Genomic DNA, 18,021 nt, shown 5'->3' on the forward strand with positions numbered 1-18,021 from the left:
TAATGCTTTTTGATCAATGAATTTAAGTCTTTTACATCTCAAACACAAACTCTGTATTTTTATTTCTAATATTTTTCATAATTTCTTAATAAATTATAAGAACAATTTGATTTATAAAATTACTTATTTAAACTTTTAATAAAAAAACATGTTATCAAACATGCTTTATTTTTCAAATTCTTTTTCAACATATGAAGAGTTAAATAAATACAATAAACTTCCTCAGTCTAAATCAAATTTTATAATATCACCAGGTTTATATTCAATCTTACTATCTTGTGCATTAATAATTAAATGATCAGATGAACCACCTAAGATTTTTAAATCCTTGTCGTATGGAATCATAGCATCAAACATAGTATCTAATTTACCAATTCCTAGTATTAATCTTTTTATATCTCCTATATCTTCAAAATAAGGAACATGACCAAAAGCATCTATTCCACAAGCACCTATTGGTAATGAAGATTTAAAATCAACTTCAATAACTTCAGCCTCACAACGGAAAGCATCACGATACATCCCCTTTATAGTTTCACGGTACATATCTTCTGTTCCAAAAATCATTGCAAATCCCATTCTTAGCACATTTATTTCTTTTGGCATTCTATCTTCTCAAACCATATGTAAGCTCAAAGAGTTACCACCAGACATATGAGTTAATTTTATATTTAATTCATCTTCGATTTGGTGTTGTAATTTTACAAATTCTGCCATTGATTGGTCTGATGGAATTCTTGCACCATAGCAACCAAAGTTGCAACCTAAACCAATTAATTTAACACCCTTAAGATCTTGTATTTTTTTAGCTATCTCTAAAGTTTCTTCAGGTAAATAACCTTCTCTTCTATCGCCTAAATCTACCATTAAAACAATTTCGTGTGGCTTTAAATTTTTTTCTAATACATAATCACTTATCTTTTCAATTACATTTATATCACCATTTAACGATGAATCACACAATTCTAACATTCTAGGAATTTCTGAAATCATTGGAATTCTTAAAAGCTGTTTATGTCCTGGAATATCTTTATAAATTTCAAAATTATCCAATCTTGAATCACCAAATTTTTTTATTCCGGCTTCATGATAAAGTTCAGCCATTCTTCTATTTCCACAAAAACCTTTTGTTACGGCTAAAACATCAATATTTTGTTTAGAACAAATTTCAATTGCTTTTTTAACATTATTTTTAAATTTTGTTTCGTTTATAACAATCTTAGGAAAACTCATTATTTATCACCTTACATTACATTATTTTATTTTCTAATATATAAAAATCTTTTTTGCCTTTTTTCAATACAGCATATTTGCCATTGTAATTTTCAAACTTGATTATCTCATTTTCATCTTCAATCACTTTATTATCTATTGAAAATGATTTCTTACTCAAAAATTCTCTTGTTTCTCGATTTGAAGAAGTTATATTTACTTCTTTTATAAAATCAATAAATTTTGTTTCTTGTTTGATACCAAATGTTGGTATAGTATTCTTGATTAATTCAAGATCAGCTAATGTTAAGCTTTTGTTACTTTTTGAAAACAATATTTCACTAATTTTTTTAGATTGATTTGCATATCTTAAACCATGAATATTTTTTACTACTTCAAAAGCTAAAGTTTTTTGAGCTAAACGTTTGTATTTTGCTTCGTCGTGTTCAGCCATTATCTTTTCAATTTGATTTAATGTTAAAAAAGTTAATGTTTTTAAATATTCATCCACTTTTGAATCTGCCTGGTTTAGTAAGAATTGATATAAAGCATATGGGCTTGTCATTTTTTTATCAATTCATAAAGACCCACCACCTGTTGATTTACCAAATTTTGCTCCATTTTCATCAGTTAAAAGATTAATTGTTAAAGCAACAGCATTAGCACTTTCACCATGTATTTTTCTAATAAATTCTAATCCAGTTGTAATATTGCCTCATTGATCAGAACCGCCAGCTTGAATTCTAACGTTGTATTTTTCGTATAAATTTTTAAAATCTCAACCTTGAATTAATTGATAACTAAATTCAGTAAAAGTAAGTCCGTTATTTAATCTCGTTGCAATACTTTCTTTTTCAAGTAAATAATTTACATTTATTAATTTTCCAACTTCTGATAAAAAATTAATAAGACTCATATCCTTATAGAATTCAAGATTATCAATAACAGTTAATCCAAATTTCTTTAATTGTTTTTTAATAGCATTTTTATTTTCTTTAATTGTTTTTAGATCTAAGAATTTTCTTTCACTATTTCTAAAACTTGGATCTCCAATCATTCCAGTAATTCCACCTAAAATTGCAAAAACTTTATAACCTTCATTTTTGAAACGCAATAAAGTTGCAATTTGCAAATAGTTTCCTAAATGAAGACTTTTGGCAGTTGGATCAAACCCGATATAAACACCTGAATCCTTTGGAATATTTAAAAATTTATCTTCATTTGATAAATTATTAAGAATTTTTCTTTGTCTTAATTCTTTTATAAAATTTGATGGCATATATACCTTTCATTTCTTTGATATTTTCTATTTAATTCCATAAGGAATTTATAGAAAAGAAAAATATTAAATATTACTAATTATTATATATAAAAGGTTTTATCTTTAAATATAAATTTCCATCAACTTTTAATGATTTATTAATATTTAATTAATTAAGGTTAAAAATAAACAATTTCTATTTTAAAAAAATAACATATATAATTGTTATATTAATCAACATATAATTTAGTTATTTAGGAGAAAATATGAAAGTTAAAATAATTGTAGATTCATCTTCAGGACTTACCGAAGCACAAGCAAATCAATTAGGTTGAGGTTTCATTCCGCTACAATGTCAACTTGATGGAAAAAATTACTTAATTGGAAAAGAAATTTTCATTAAGGATTTTGCTGAAATGTGAAATAAAAATAGAAAAATGGATGCAGCAACTTCAGCATCATCACCTGCTATAAACGAACAGGTTGTTTCACAATATTTAGAAGAATATGACAAAATTTTAATCTATTCAATCTCAAAACACTTATCTTCTCAAAATTCTTTTTTAATTACTCAATTTCAAGATAATGAAAAAGTTTTTATAGTTGATTCTAAAAAACTTTCCTTCTTAATTTTAAAAGATTTATTAACATTTGAAGAAGAAATTAAAAATGGAATACCTTTTGAGGAAGCAATTAAAATCTTTGATGAAAACAATAAAAAATTAATATTAATTCCTCAATTTAATGATGCATTAGTAAAAGGTGGAAGATTATCAAAAGCAGCTGCTGTTGTAGCTAAACTTTTAAAAATAGTTCCACTTATAGCTTTTGATAATGGTAAGTTAGAAAAAGAAGGAATTGGAAGAGTATTTACTAAATCTCTTGAAAAAACTGTTTCAGAAATGTGAAGCCAAAACAAAGATAATATTAAAAATAAATATTTATTCGTTGCACATGCTGAAAATCAAATGATCGATAAGCTTATTGAATCATTTAGATCAATTATTAATGATGAAATTGAAATCTATTCTATTGATTTGCCTGTCGATATATCTGTTCATACGGGAATTGGAGCGGTTTGTGTATCAATTGTGGATATCGATGAAAAAATAAAAGATAAGTTCTTACATTACTGTAAAAAATGATAAGTAGGCAATAACATTGCCTTTTTATTATTTTTTTATAAAAAAATAAGTAGTAAAATTTATATATTGTTTTTAATTTAAAATCATAATATTTTAAAGATGATTTTAAAAAATAAAAGTATTTAATGGATGGTGAACTATGGCTATATTTAAAAATAAAAAACGTAAAATAATGTCTTTGATTTTTAGTGGAACATTAATTGGATCAGCTGTTTTTGGTTCAGTTATTTTTGCGTCAAATCAAAAAAATAAAAACGGTATTGAATATAAAAATCAAAATGGAGCAAATCCTGAAATTTTCCACAAAGGCACGCCAGACGTAACAAATGCAAATATTTCAATAACGGATCGTAGACTAAAAGAAGCTGAAACTCCCCCGGTGGTTGAACAACCAAAACCTACACCAAAGCCAACACCAGCCCCAACGCCCACACCTCCTAAACCAACTCCTGTACCACCAAAACCAAAACCTACACCCCCCAATCCTAATAAACCTAAATCTACAGAAAGAGTTATTATAGAAATTAATGGGGTACAAGTAGTTGCTGAAGTAACTCCGGCCCCTTCTAGACCGTTAGACAAAAGAGATATAGATGCAGGTATTACAAACCTAAATCCTTATTTAAATCATATTGTTGGAGATATTAAAAACATAGAAGTTACTGAAGAGTTAAAAAACGCTACTGCTAAAGATTTAGTAAATAAAGAAGGAATTGGATTAAAAAATTACTTCTCTAATTTTACTAATGATATTTTATCTGATCCTTCACCACAATTTGATCCTGAAGCCCATATAAGAAATAATTTTGCAGTATGACAAAAAATACTAGATAAATTTAAACGTTTATTAGATAGTCCAAAAGTTATTAACTTTTTAACTCCTGAAGCCGCTGCTGAATATAGAAAACCAAAACAGTTTTCAAGTCAAAATGTAAAATATGCCTGATTAATCAAAAATTTAGATTATACTAAATTTAATAAATTGTCAAGGGGAGCAGAAGCTCAGTTAAAACAAGGTTTTACAGCAACTGCTGATAATGCATATATAAACGAAAATGGAGAATTAGATTCATATACATACGAACCTGCTCCTGGTTATAATAAAGTAACTTCAAGAATGGAAAGAGATAATAAAGAACGTCGTGCTTTCAGTATTGAAGACCACTGAGCTAGAAACCCTGATGATATTAAAAATGGAAATTACAGAGGATGAACAAAAACCGATGTTACAGATGATCCTAAGTTTAAAAAATATAACGTTAGTCATGCTGATGGAATTTCAATTGCTGAATTAAAAAGAGATAAACCTATTGATGGAAAACTAAATAGTGGATATGTGGTTGAAATTGATGCAGCAAATCAAAGTGGTTATGCTAAGACTAAAAAATTAATTGAAGAGTTAAAAAATAATGGCGTTGAAATTACATCATACCGTATTAAAAATATGGGTAAAAAAGATGTTAACCAAAAATTCAGAGAAATATTAAAAGTTCTACCTGATCAATTACCTCAATTAGAATTATTCTTTGACCATAGAGCAACAAATACATCTTCATTAATTGAATTAGAATCAAAACATATTAAGGAATTGGCGTTATACACTTTAGGAAACTCGTTATTAGATGATTGAACCTTAAATCCTTTAGCTTTAAGAAAAGTAGAATGAGTTAATACAATGGATTATAACGTTAGCCGTGAAAATAAACCTGGAGCAGATATTGCTACAAGAATAACTTTCAATACTCTTGCTTTTGAAGAAAGTGATATATTGAAAAATGAACCAGATATCTTCAAAAGAATAAATGAAGGTTTAAGAATGGCATATTATGTTAGAAATAATGAAGGTATTTTCCAAGGTGGATTTGGTCCCGGATTAAATCCTGACACCAATGAAGGTGGCAATAGCTATCCAACAAGATTGGATTTTTCACGTGCACCATCAATAAAATCATTAAAAGGCATGAAGTTTTATGACTATATTAAAGCAAGCAATGCAAGCCGTAAATTAAAAAATCTAAAATTATTTAACAATAATGATTATTTTGAAATATCTGGAGATGAATTAGATAAATCTCAACTTAGTACAGTTATGGCAATTAATGAGCCACCAATGGCACAACCTAAAACTAAAATAGAATTTAGTAACGGACAACTAACACAAGCTATTAGAATTTCCGGAACAAGCAGATTAAGCAACTTAGCATTAACAAACTTAAGCGTTCTATTAAGATTAACAAAAATTTCAGCACCAATTCAAGTATATGAAGGTTCAAATGAACTTAAATCTCAACTTGAATCAAATGGTTATAAAGTAGAATTTGCAAGCGACAATTCTTTTAACTAAATCAAAAAATTAAGGAATAAAAATGAATAAAAAGAAAAACAAAATAATTCTTACGTCTTTTATTATATCTAGTATCGCATTTTTACCAGTGGTTGGTTTAATTTCTTGTGAAAACGAAGTTTCGAAAGAAAAAAGATTAGTAAAGGAAAATATTGATAACCTTGAAAAAGTATTAAACAGCATCCGTGAAGAAAACAAAACTTCTTATAATAGCAAGTCATTTGTAGAAGCATTTAGTTTAATAAAAGAAACTAAACAACTAATAGACAATTTTCAAGGTGATTTAGTCGAATTAAGAAAAATAAAAAATGTTATTAAAAAATTAACTGCCGATTTAAATGCTGAGTTAGAAAATTATAGAAAAATCAACGAAGCTAATGATAATAAACCTTCAACTGATCCAAACTTAGAATATCCTAATGAACAATTTGAAAGTGATTTTAGAAATCTAACTTCATCAAAAAATATCGAAGACAATTTTATTCTTTCATTCACAAACTTTTATCCGCAAAGAGAAAAAAGTAATATTTACCCAAGTGAATTGCAAAATCAAACTTCAAGTCTAGGCGTTAAATCTAAAAATGAAGACTACAACAAAAAAATTGAATTCATCGTTAATAATATTATTTTAGAAAATGATGCAAATACTACTGGAAAAGCAAAAATAAATTTAGTTTTTAGAAACAAAGCAAATAATAGCCAGAAAAACTTTATTTTTGAATTAACAGGTTTAAATAAAAACTTTACCAACACAGATAGTCAGGGTAATAGACCAAACAATAGAGTTTCGGATGAAAAAATTGAAGAAACAGATTTTGACAAATATGAAGCTTTAGATCAATTTGGCCGTTTTAAACATGATAATGATAAATATGTAAGCTCATTAAAAAGACATTTAAGTTCAAATGGTTATGATACACTAGCTAAATTTAGACCTAATTTAAATATAAACAATTCAGATAAACAAGCTTTTGATGCAAGGGCAGAATCATTAAAATTAGATACTTTTGATAATTCTGCATTCAAAGGTTTTACCCTTCCATCATACAAAAGCGATGGCTCATTTGATGGCTTAGAAATTTATGAAAATGAAACAGGTAAGCAAGCCAGCTTAATAGATTCATTAGGTAAAAAAGATATTTATAAAACAATTGGTCTTGCAAGAACTATTGTTAATGAACATTATTTAAAAATAGCTAAACAAACATTTTCATTATCTTTATCAAACTATAAAACATGAGAAACAGAAATTAATGAAAATAAAAAACTAATTGAGTTTTGAAGAAATGAAGCAAATGAAGATGAATTTGTTAAAAAGATTAATGAAAAAGTCGAAAAATTAAAAGAAGATAGAAAAGCTGTCGAAGATGACTGAAATGAAAAAATAAAAAATAATAATGATGTTCATCTTAAAGAAGCTTATGAAAAAAATAAAGAAAAAGATTTAAAAACTTATGATGATGCTATTTCTTATTACAAAAATCATACAAGAGCAGCTGAAATAATAAATTTAGAAAATCAAATCAGGGAATGAGAAATAAAACGTAATGAAAAAAGAGAAACATTGACGGAAGCTGGAACAATTTGAATTCTAGATTATCAACCTACAACAAATGGTAAGTATCCATCAAAATGATATTTTGGTACAAATGCACACGTTGCAAAAGCTCTAACTGAAAATTTATCAGCTTTTTCAATTACTAAAATAAACAATGATCTTCAAGTAGGTGCTAAATTAAGAATTTCAGATATGGACGATAATATCACAAGATTTAGTTCACAAAATAAAAATGCAATTAAAACTGTTTTTAGCGCAACTGATTATTTAAAAACGTCCCCAAAACAATTCTTATCAAAAAAACAACAAGAAACTTTTAAAGATATTGAAGAATTTGCAGATTTTGCAGTTATTGAAATTGACTTTGATGAGATGTCTAAAAACTTCTTCGCTATTTCAAATGATGAAATGGTTGATAATAAATTAAGAACAAAGCCAAACTTTAATTTAGCAAAAGAAATTACAAATGATTATGCAAATAATCAAGATGTACATATTAAATTTAAACAAAATTCTTACTTAAAAAATTATTCAGAAATCAATTTCCCATTAAGGGGTAAAGTTGGTGAGAATATTGATAATCTATATGCATTGGGCTGACCTGGTTCAAGAACTGATTTCTTCTTAAAACAATATATTGATGATGATCAAAGAGAAAGAGCAAAATTTGGTAATTCATTTAGTTTATGAACAAACAGTGAGTATGAATATTATGATGCAAAAATTACTAGTGGTGAAAATGGTCCTTCTTCATTTCCAGAAAATATATTAAACCGTGGTAGTTTCTTATCATATCAAATAGGTTATCGTTCATTTGCTGATAAGCCTGGAGTTTTAGATTCATTTATAAGTTCTCCTACAATTGGTGGAAAACTATATGAACAAGATGGTAAAAAATATGTAAATATGTCTTTAAGTTATATTCCTCGTCGTTGAGCTCCAACAGGAGGTTCTTCTGGCTCATCAATAAGAAATCAAAACAATGAATTAGTAGCGGTTCATCACGTTACAAATACTTTTGCTAGAATAGGGATTTCTATAGCATTTAGATCAGAAGGTTTTGATTATCGAGGATTATTCGGTTCATATAACCTGCCACAATATGACTTGATTTATGGTGGTGGAAAACAACAAAAAAATTCATATCGTGAAGCATTGAAAAAATTGTATCCAAACCTACAATCAACCAATTTATTTAAAAATGGGTTAGACGATAATAATATACCAATTGAATTTAAGTTTATAAACGGAGGTACAAGATAATGGAGTCTAATAAAACTTCATACATTACAGAAAAGAAAATTTATGATGATTTTGAATCGATGTTAAATAAGAAGAAAAAAAATTCATTGGTTTCTACATTAAAAATCATCTTGATAACTTTCTTTTTAATAAGTTCAAGCTTAATACTATTTTTTGCACCATTAACAATTTTTTCAAGTAAATTATTTTTTAATCAAAATATTGAATATTTTCTTGAATTTTCTAATTTAACAACAGAAAGAATTAACTACCTAGCTTTATTTAGAATATTTTTATTACTAGGAATATATTTATATACTATCAATAAAAACTTTTCTAATATTTTTACACATAAAGAATCAACAAAAAAATACATACCTTGATTTATTGTGTATCTACTATTTTCATTTGTTTCTTTGATATTACTTTTTACATTTTTTAAACAAGGAACAATGGATTATTATGCTCTTGCATGAATTGCTTTCCCGCTTTTATTAATTGATATTGCTTATTCAATTTATACATATAAATTAAAAAGAAAAACAAATCCTTTAGTTTATAAAAATAGCAAAGCAACACTTATCTCAATAATTTCAAGAATTATTCTAGTGTCATCATTTTTATTAATTTTATCTATTTGAGTATTTTCAATAAAAGGTGATAAAAACGATTTTTTAAACAATAATATTGTTCATCGTTTCTTTGTTGATATGTTTTCACAAAAAGATTCGCTAAACTTATTTTACATAATTTTATTTACAGCATTAGTCGCAGTGACAATATTTGGAATTAACTTCGAAAGAGTTATGCTAATTGCTTCTAAACAATATAAAACTAATGAAGCAAAAGAAAAAATTCTTTTATTTATCGCCTTGAGTTTTACATCTTTGATTTGATTTATAAGAGCTTTATTTTATAAATCAAGCTCAGAGGTTATAAAAGCTGATGAACCTTCAAAAAATTACTTATATTTAATTGGTTTAGTTTTTATAAGTATTTTCTTTGTTTTATACTTATTATTTAATTTTCTTAAGAAATTAAAAATTAATGGGGTTTTATTAAATACTATTTTAACAAGCTTTGTATTGACACTAATTTGAATAACAACAACAATTGTAAGCTTAAAAAATAATGAAATCCTTGTAACTAATGTAACACTTTTAGTATCAACATTATTTAGTGGTGTGATATTAATAATTTACAAATTAAAAACAACAAATGAATCATTATACACATCAATATTCTTAAAAGCTTCAATAACATTCATGATTACAACATTAGTTGTTAACGGATTAAATGCTTTATTACTTTCAAATAATAACCAAAGTTTTTACAATATATCAACATTATTATCATTAGACCAAATATTTGTGATAGCAACATTATCAATATTAATTACATTCAATATTTCAACAGTTATTAATTTAATAATAACCTTAAATACACTTACTAAAAAAAGCAAAATAACCAAAGGAAGTAATAAATAATGAAAATAGATAAGAAAAAATTATTATTACAAAAAGAAGCTTTAGCAAAAGTGGAATTAATTAATGAAAAATTTGATGAAATTTTAAGAAATAAAAATGTAATAAGCAATGATAAACTAATGTCAACAATCCTTTTAAAATCAACAAAAAGTTTTAAAAGCAAAGAGGTAACAAAATTATTAAACTTAATTAAACAAGCAACAACAAACAAATTTGATCTAATATTTGATGAATTAATCATTTCTTATAAATTAGATCAATCATTAAACAATTTATTTTTAGTACCTTATATTTCAAATGAGATTTCTACCAACTTTGAATCAATTAATTTAAAATCAAATAATTCAAATGATAAAGATAATCTAATTCAAATTTTTAATAAAGAAATTAAGGAACTATTGGAACAAGATTATTATGTAGAAATTTTAGATAATATCATTATCAAAAAAGATTTATCAAATAATATAGTTGAAATATTTTATAACAGCAAAAACATTGTAGGGTGATAATATGCATTTAAAAAAATGAGAAGAAAAATTACAAAACTTACAAAATATTTCAACCAAAGTTAATAACTCAAAAAATATTCTTTTGATAGATATAATGAAATTAACTAAAAAAATAAAGTTTAATATTTCAAATGCTTTATTAAACATTAATTTAATTAATGCAATTAAAGAAAAATATGCAATAAAAAATAAACTAATTAATGATGCTAATGATAAAAATAAAATATCTAAAAAACTATCTAATATTTTTAAAAGTAAATCTACTCTTTGAATATATCTAACTGAAAAACAAAAATACTCAACAGATTCATATAGTAGATATGAAAAAAGACTTCTTGAAGTTGTAAATGCTAAAAAAGACGACTTTATCGTTATTGGTGAAAGAGCTTTAGAATTTTGTAAGCAAAATAGCTTCAACGTTATCAAATCATTTAACGAAGAACAAAAAGCAGATAGAACACTTCCTTGAATTCTTTCACAATTTGTAAAAATTTTATATATCAATAACAATTACAGCAAAGTAAACTTTGTTTTAAATACTAACAAAAATTATAATAGCTACTTTACAATATTACCAATCGACCAATTCGACGTTAATAAATTAGTAAACGAAGAAGAAACACAAAATAACAAATTCGATATTACAAACTACAAAATTTATCCGGGCATTGAAGAATTTATTGAAAACGAAATTAATATATTTTTAGAAAATGCTATTTATTCATTAATTATTGAATCATCATTTTATAATGCAAAAAACGATCTTGTTACAACAAATAAGATAATTAATCAAATTGATGAAGAAATTTCAAAGATCAAAAAGAAAATAGTACGTACAAAACGGGAAAACGAAATTGAAGAAATTGTTTTATTAACAAGATCAAATGAAGGTTTTGGAGGTATTAAATAATGTCAAATCAAAATCAAACATTTAAAATAAATATTAATTTTTTAGATAATAAAACACTTTCAATAAGAAACGGACAATTATTTATCAACATAGACGATGAAGATGAATGAGCAAAAGCTGATTTGGAAGCTATTATGGCATATGAAAATACTGTTGTAAAAATTAAAGATTTAAATGATCAAAAAGAGTTTTACTTATTTTTAATTAATACAAACATCATCATAAAAGATAACATAATTACAATTAATACATTCAATAAAATGACTGTTTATAAACAAAATAATAAAGCGTCTTTTAATAAAAACGAACTAAGAGAAGTTGTTGAAAAAATAAATTACCTAGAATCATTACAAAAAATCGGTTTAAATCTAGACCAATTTATGGAACAAAAATTGCTAAAACAAAAACTATATATTTTAAAAATTCAAAAAAATTTAAAACTTGTAAAAGAGAATGATTATGAAATTAAAAAATAAATTATTATCACTAGGTTTATTATCTCTAACTGCATTTTCTCCACTTGCAGTTATTTCTGAAAGTTTCGACAAAAATCAAGAAGGCGAAAATAATAACAATAATGATCAAAACAAACCAGCGCCCAAAAATGCTGAAAACTTCGATGAATTTTTAAACATAGCAAAAGAAAAAGTTTCAAAAGCCGTAGAACAAGTTATTGATTTAACAATTCAATACCTAGATAATGAAAAAGGTAAATTATTAAAAGATTTAGATAATGATTTTAAACCTAACATTGAAAAATTAATATATATTCAAGTTTTAAAACAACATCTAGAAAAAAATAAAGAATCTTTAAAAACCGAGCACTCAAATAACTTTGGTTTCACCGTTGTTTTTCCATACATAATGTCAACAGATAAAAATTACAATATTTCTACTGTTGAATACGATGGGCAAACTTTTGAAGATATTAAGGTTGGTAATGTTGAAAAGACAAATTATTCTAACCAAATAAAACCAGATGGTAAGATAACCAAAAAAGGTGAAGAGTTAAACACAATAACAAAAGAAAGATTAGAAAAACTAATTAAGGACTACTTTGGAGCTTTAACACCTGAATTACCAAAAATGATGTTCAATGAAGAAGATGTTCCAAAAATTGGTGAGCATATAAACATTAATTTTGGAAGCTGACAAGATAATGAGAATACAATAAATGGTTTTAGCTTTACACATCCAAAAGAATTTGCTTCATGAGAAGAATATATAGTTTCAAAATTACATAAAAAATTCTTAAAATTCGACCTTGAGCAAAATAAAAATTTTGTTTTAGACGAAGAAACAGAAAAAAAAGAAGATGAACCTATTAATAAGCCTGATTTAGTGCCGGGAGATAAACCAAACAAAAAGGTTGAAACCGAGGAAGATATTCAAGCGCTACCTAGCTTATTACCAAATGTTTTCTTCGTTCATACTTCAAAAACTGCATCTAATTTAAAAACATATTTTGATAATGCAAGTAATGAAGATAAAAATAAAATGTTCTTCTTTAATAATCCAATAAACACAAGATATGAATATTCAGTTACTTCATTAGAATCAAAAAATAATACATCATTAGTAGCTACTGTAAAAATAACCGATAGAGTTGATACTAAAAAATCGCGTTCATATAAGATTGAAATAAACATCGATAATTCAAAAGAACAAGAAGCAGTAAATTATGTGTATGAAAAAATAATTTCAGCTAATAAAAAAATGTTTTCGCAAATGTTCACAGCTTTAGGAATAGATGATAAAATCAATTATTCTAAGTTGAGAAATGACATTTTACGTGATGCATTATACAATGTAGTAGGAGCAGGTGTTGCCGTAACTAATTTCGACCAGTATGTTGAAAAGGCAAACTCATTAGTTGCAAAAGCTGCTGAAGATTATTTAAGAAATGGTGAAAATGAAAACAGCATTCAAAATAATATTCAAAGATCTAAATATCTACTATTGACAAGTTTATTTTCATCGACAATAAATAATTATGATTATTTTTATAGCTTATCAAGTTCTTTAAAATTTGTTTTATTAAGATTTAAAGAAATAATAAAATTAAACAGTGAAATTATCAAAAATAATTTTGATGAAAATGGATATGATTTAAACGTTGTAAATCAATATTATGATTTAATTAATAAAAAGATTTCACGACTTATTGCTTCGACAGGATCAAGAACATTAAATATTTTTAATTGATATGATTATTACACAAAAACAATTAAAGAAATTATGGATAATTTTGCAACCTTAGCATTAATGGTTGATAATAAAAAATTAACAGAGAAAAAAGATCAAGATGAATTTAGTGCTGCTTATTTCCAATCTGAAGGTGAAATAAAAGAGGGCAAACAAGTAGGTAAGAAATCATTGAACCAACTTGGATATTCTTTATTGGGTATCTCAGCAGTTATTGCATTAGCATCAATAATTTTTACATCAATTAAAAGACAACAATTAAAATCAGCTAAATTAAAGAAGTTTTCAATATTATCTATAAGTATTATTTTAGCGTTATTTATTACTTCAATATTAATGATAATTTTATAAATTAAAAACACCAATTAATTTAATGGTGTTTTTTTATTATTTATTTTTTTTCTACTGATTTTGCTTTAGCTTTTTCTACTAGTAGTTTTTCAACTCTATCGTTATATTCTTTTACTTCTTTATCAGCTTGTTTGTAAAGTTCAAATGATTTTGGATCATTTAATTCAGCTAATCTTTCAAAAATATTAATTGATAGTTTGCCTTGTTCGAATTGTTTGAATGGTACAAATGTTTTTACTTGTTCTGGTTTTATACCATATAATGAAGATAACTCATTAATTCTTGCTTCGTATTCTTCATTTGAAACATGTAGTTTTTCTTCGTCAACTATTTTTCCAAAAACAAATGATTTAATTAAATTCTTTTTAGCTTCTTCTTTATATAGTTTTATAATTTCATCTTTTGATGTATTTGTAAATTCAATATAATCTTTTTCGCTAATACCTTTTTGTTTTAGTTGGTTAACAAATCCTCTGTAGTATTTTTCAGCTTCTTCATTAACAATTATTTCAGACATTTTAATTGTTGTACCGTTAATAACTTCATTTATTGATTGATCAACAAAAGATGAACTATTTAAATGTAATTTTTCTTTTAAAGCATTAATTTTTATATATTCATCAAATGATGCTAAATCATTAACTAATGGATTAACTTTTACTTCTTGTAAGAATTGTTCATTAATTTCAGGATAATTTGATGTTTTGATTGAGTTAATTGTAACTCTAAACACAACGTCTTTTCCTGCTAAATCTTTAGCGTGATATGTTTCAGGGAATTTTAGATTTAGATCTTTTGTTTCGCCTTTTTTAAGACCGATCATTTGTTCTTCAAAACCAGGAATAAATTGTTTTGAACCAATAACTAGATCAAATTTTTCAGCTTCTCCTCCATCAAATTTTTCACCATTAATAAAGCCAGTAAAGTCAAAGTTAACATGGTCATTTAATTTGATTGGCTCTTCAGAATCTAACATAACAACATAATTTTCTAGTAGTTTATTTTTAGATGTTTCTAATTCTTCTTTACTTAATTCTAAAGAATTTAATTTACTTGATATTTTTTTGTAATTACCTAATTTTACTTCCGGAAAAAGAGGAAATACAAATTCAAATACTGCTTTTTCTAATGTTAGTTCTTTAACATCAAATGATGGTCTGTAGTTTTCAATAATCTTATCATCATCATTTAATTGAGTAATAATATGGTTTTTATAAACTGATTCAAAATTATCATTTACTGTCTTGTCATAAATTTTAACTGGATCTATACGTTTTAAAGCTTCAAAAAGTGGTGCTTTACCTTTTCTAAATCCTGGTACTGTTACTTGTTGTGCTAATGATTTTTTTGCTTTTTCAACAGCTTTGTTTCAATCATCACCTTCTAAAACATAGTCAATTATTAACTCTGTGTTTTCTTTGTTATATTTTCTTGACATTTTTTTCTCCTTGAATAAAAAATATTGTAAATATTATAACATTATTTAATTATTTAAATAATGAATATAGTTTTTTCTCATCTGAAGTTAAATCTTCTTCATTCTTTAAACCAAACAATACATCTGTAACGTTAATAATTGTTTGATATTCATTGTTTGTTCGATTTTTTAATAAATCAATTCAGTTTTGAAATAAATAAGCACTAAATACTTGACGAGCAATTTTACTTTTTGCTACATCTTCTTTAAAAAGATTTAATATCTCTTTTTCTAATTTAGCTATAGATTCATTTTTTAAAAAAGAACCATCTTTTGAAGGATTAATTATTTCATTTTCAATCTTGTAATCAAAATCAATTCCTTTTGATTGTAAAAGGTCATAAATTAATGTTTGAAATCCTTTATTATCAAAATCTTCTCCGCTGAAAAAATATTGAAATTCAGATTCAAATTTTTCAAGTTCTCTATTTTTCAACTCATTATAACCTAGCATAAAAACGTAATCCATTTTTTTGTTTTTTAATGAATTAATTAATGATAAAGTATCTAAATTTGTTTTTGTTTTAAGGTTATTTTTTTTAATTTGGAATAAAATTGTAGTTCTAAAAGCATCAATTTCGTTTTGCATGGCACTAATTGGAAATTGTTTTTTACCTTCATCTAGAAGATAAATTGCTTTTAATGGGTCTTCATATCTTATATTGCTAATTTCGTCTATAAACTTATTAAATTCTTGTTCTAATGTATTGCTCATAAAAAGAATTTTACACTATTTTGAGTGTAAAATTTTCTTAATTTTAATAATGATATTATTAATATATCTATAATTAATTTATAATTTAATATATAAAAACCTAAGACTGAACAAAAATAATTTAATGTGATTAAGGAGTTTTAAATAATATGTCTAAAATTAAAAAAATATATGCTTATGAAGTGTTAGATAGTAGAGGAAATCCAACAGTTAAAGTAGAAGTTACAACAAAAAAAGCTTTTGCTGAAGCATTAGTACCTTCAGGAGCATCAACAGGATCTAAAGAAGCTTTAGAATTAAGAGATAAAAATACAAAATATGAGAGCAATTGATTCGGGGGAAAGGGTGTTCAAACAGCCTGTGATAATATAAATAATGAGATTTCAAGAATTCTTGTGGGGATTGATGTTAAAAAACAAGAACTAATTGATAATTTAATGATTGATGCAGATGGTACTGAAACTAAATCAAGATTTGGTGCAAACGCAATATTGGCCGTATCTTTAGCCTGTGCTAAAGTCGCTGCAATCGAAACAAAACAGCCATTGTATCAATACTTAGCATCACTTAAAAAACTTGATAATAATTTATTTAGTTTACCAGTTCCCATGTTAAATGTTATTAATGGTGGAGAACACGCTTCAAATACAATAGATTTTCAAGAATTTATGATTATGCCTCTTGGAGCTAAAACCTTTAAAGAATCATTACAAATGGCTAACAAGGTATTCCATACACTTGCTAAATTATTAAAGAAAGCTGGACACGGAACACAAGTAGGCGATGAAGGTGGATTTGCACCTAATTTACACACTCACGAAGAAGCATTAGATTTCTTAGTTAATGCAATTAAAGAGGCCGGATATAATCCATCAACAAAAGGTGAAAATGCTGTTGCAATTTGTTTAGATGCTGCTTGTTCAGAATTATTTAATGAAGAAACAAAAACATATATTTTCAAAAAATTTAAGAAAGCAGTTCTTGAAAAAAGACAAGGATTTGAAAAATATGCAAAAGCTAAATTTGAATTTACTTCAGAAGAATTAACAAATTACTTTGGAAAATTAATAGATAAATATCCTATTATATCAATCGAAGATTCACACCATGAAAACGATTGAAACGGTTTTATCCAAATGAAAAAAGAGTACGGTAAAAAGGTTCAATTAGTAGGTGATGATTTAATTGTTACAAACCCAAAATATATTCAAATGGCTATTGATAAAAAAGCAATTAATGCATCATTAATAAAAATTAACCAAATTGGATCATTAACAGAAACAATTAAAGCTATTCAAATGTCTCAAGCTGCAAACTTCGTTCCTGTTATATCACACCGTTCAGGTGAAACAGAAGATACTTTTATAGCCGATTTGGCTGTTGCATTTAGTACAAACGAAATTAAAACAGGTTCAATGTCAAGAACTGATAGAATTGCTAAATATAATAGATTAATAAAAATAGAAGATGAATTAAAAGAAAGAGGAATTTATTTAGGTGAGAAAGCCTTTTCTAACTTAAAATAAAATAATTATCGATAAAATAAACTGCCCTAAAAAAGTTAATTAAAAAAGCCTAAACAGAATTTGTTTAAGGCTTTTTTAA

The 18,021-nt window shown here is 25.5% G+C and carries 13 protein-coding genes; 9 read left to right on the top strand and 4 right to left on the bottom strand.

The window, feature by feature from the left end; translation table 4 throughout:
* Positions 1–165: 165 nt before the first annotated feature.
* Positions 166–1,233 (bottom strand): alanine/ornithine racemase family PLP-dependent enzyme, encoded by a 1,068-nt coding sequence (locus V2E26_RS01315; RefSeq protein WP_330463646.1) that lies wholly within the window; start codon positions 1,231–1,233, stop codon positions 166–168.
* A 16-nt stretch (positions 1,234–1,249) separates the two neighbouring features.
* Positions 1,250–2,491, bottom strand: a complete 1,242-nt coding sequence (tyrS, locus tag V2E26_RS01320) for a tyrosine--tRNA ligase (RefSeq protein WP_330463647.1) — start codon at positions 2,489–2,491, stop codon at positions 1,250–1,252.
* A gap of 248 nt (positions 2,492–2,739) precedes the next feature.
* Here tyrS and V2E26_RS01325 point away from each other — a divergent pair, with 248 nt between their 5' ends.
* The 8 genes from V2E26_RS01325 (at position 2,740) to V2E26_RS01360 (ending at position 14,224) form a co-directional block, all read left to right on the top strand.
* Positions 2,740–3,621, top strand: a complete 882-nt coding sequence (locus V2E26_RS01325) for a DegV family protein (protein ID WP_330463648.1) — start codon at positions 2,740–2,742, stop codon at positions 3,619–3,621.
* Between the two features lie 136 nt (positions 3,622–3,757).
* Entirely contained in the window at positions 3,758–5,962 is a 2,205-nt protein-coding gene (locus V2E26_RS01330) for a putative immunoglobulin-blocking virulence protein (RefSeq protein ID WP_330463649.1), read from the top strand.
* Positions 5,963–5,984: 22 nt separating this feature from the next.
* Positions 5,985–8,783, top strand: a complete 2,799-nt coding sequence (gene mip / locus V2E26_RS01335; protein WP_330463650.1) for an Ig-specific serine endopeptidase MIP — start codon at positions 5,985–5,987, stop codon at positions 8,781–8,783.
* Positions 8,783–10,249, top strand: a complete 1,467-nt coding sequence (locus V2E26_RS01340) for an MSC_0624 family F1-like ATPase-associated membrane protein (RefSeq protein WP_330463651.1) — start codon at positions 8,783–8,785, stop codon at positions 10,247–10,249. The genes mip and V2E26_RS01340 overlap by 1 nt, the downstream gene beginning before the upstream one ends.
* Positions 10,249–10,758 (top strand): MSC_0623 family F1-like ATPase-associated protein, encoded by a 510-nt coding sequence (locus V2E26_RS01345; protein ID WP_330463652.1) that lies wholly within the window; start codon positions 10,249–10,251, stop codon positions 10,756–10,758. Before V2E26_RS01340 ends, V2E26_RS01345 begins: the two co-directional genes overlap by 1 nt.
* A gap of 1 nt (position 10,759) precedes the next feature.
* Positions 10,760–11,668 carry an MSC_0622 family F1-like ATPase gamma subunit gene (locus V2E26_RS01350; RefSeq protein ID WP_330463653.1) on the top strand — a complete coding sequence of 303 codons (909 nt, stop codon included), beginning with the start codon at positions 10,760–10,762 and terminating at the stop codon, positions 11,666–11,668.
* Complete coding sequence (locus tag V2E26_RS01355; RefSeq protein WP_330463654.1) at positions 11,668–12,144, top strand: MSC_0621 family F1-like ATPase epsilon subunit; 477 nt, start codon at positions 11,668–11,670, stop codon at positions 12,142–12,144. Before V2E26_RS01350 ends, V2E26_RS01355 begins: the two co-directional genes overlap by 1 nt.
* The gene (locus V2E26_RS01360) at positions 12,128–14,224 is read left to right on the top strand and encodes an MSC_0620 family F1-like ATPase-associated subunit (RefSeq protein ID WP_330463655.1); all 2,097 of its coding nucleotides are present in this window, start codon (positions 12,128–12,130) and stop codon (positions 14,222–14,224) included. Before V2E26_RS01355 ends, V2E26_RS01360 begins: the two co-directional genes overlap by 17 nt.
* A 40-nt stretch (positions 14,225–14,264) precedes the next feature.
* Here the strand turns inward: V2E26_RS01360 and tig are convergent, their stop codons facing one another.
* Together tig and V2E26_RS01370 are read right to left on the bottom strand one after the other, a co-directional pair.
* Positions 14,265–15,662: a trigger factor gene (gene tig, locus V2E26_RS01365; protein WP_330463656.1), complete on the bottom strand. Its 1,398-nt coding sequence runs from the start codon at positions 15,660–15,662 to the stop codon at positions 14,265–14,267.
* 49 nt (positions 15,663–15,711) lie between these two features.
* Positions 15,712–16,416, bottom strand: a complete 705-nt coding sequence (locus tag V2E26_RS01370) for a hypothetical protein (protein ID WP_330463657.1) — start codon at positions 16,414–16,416, stop codon at positions 15,712–15,714.
* Between the two features lie 149 nt (positions 16,417–16,565).
* Between V2E26_RS01370 and eno the strand changes: the two genes are divergently transcribed.
* Positions 16,566–17,942, top strand: a complete 1,377-nt coding sequence (gene eno, locus V2E26_RS01375; RefSeq protein WP_330463658.1) for a phosphopyruvate hydratase — start codon at positions 16,566–16,568, stop codon at positions 17,940–17,942.
* The last annotated feature ends 79 nt before the right edge of the window (positions 17,943–18,021 follow it).

It is taken from the genome of Metamycoplasma gateae, assembly GCF_036352135.1.
GTDB lineage: Bacteria > Bacillota_I > Bacilli_A > Mycoplasmatales > Metamycoplasmataceae > Metamycoplasma > Metamycoplasma gateae.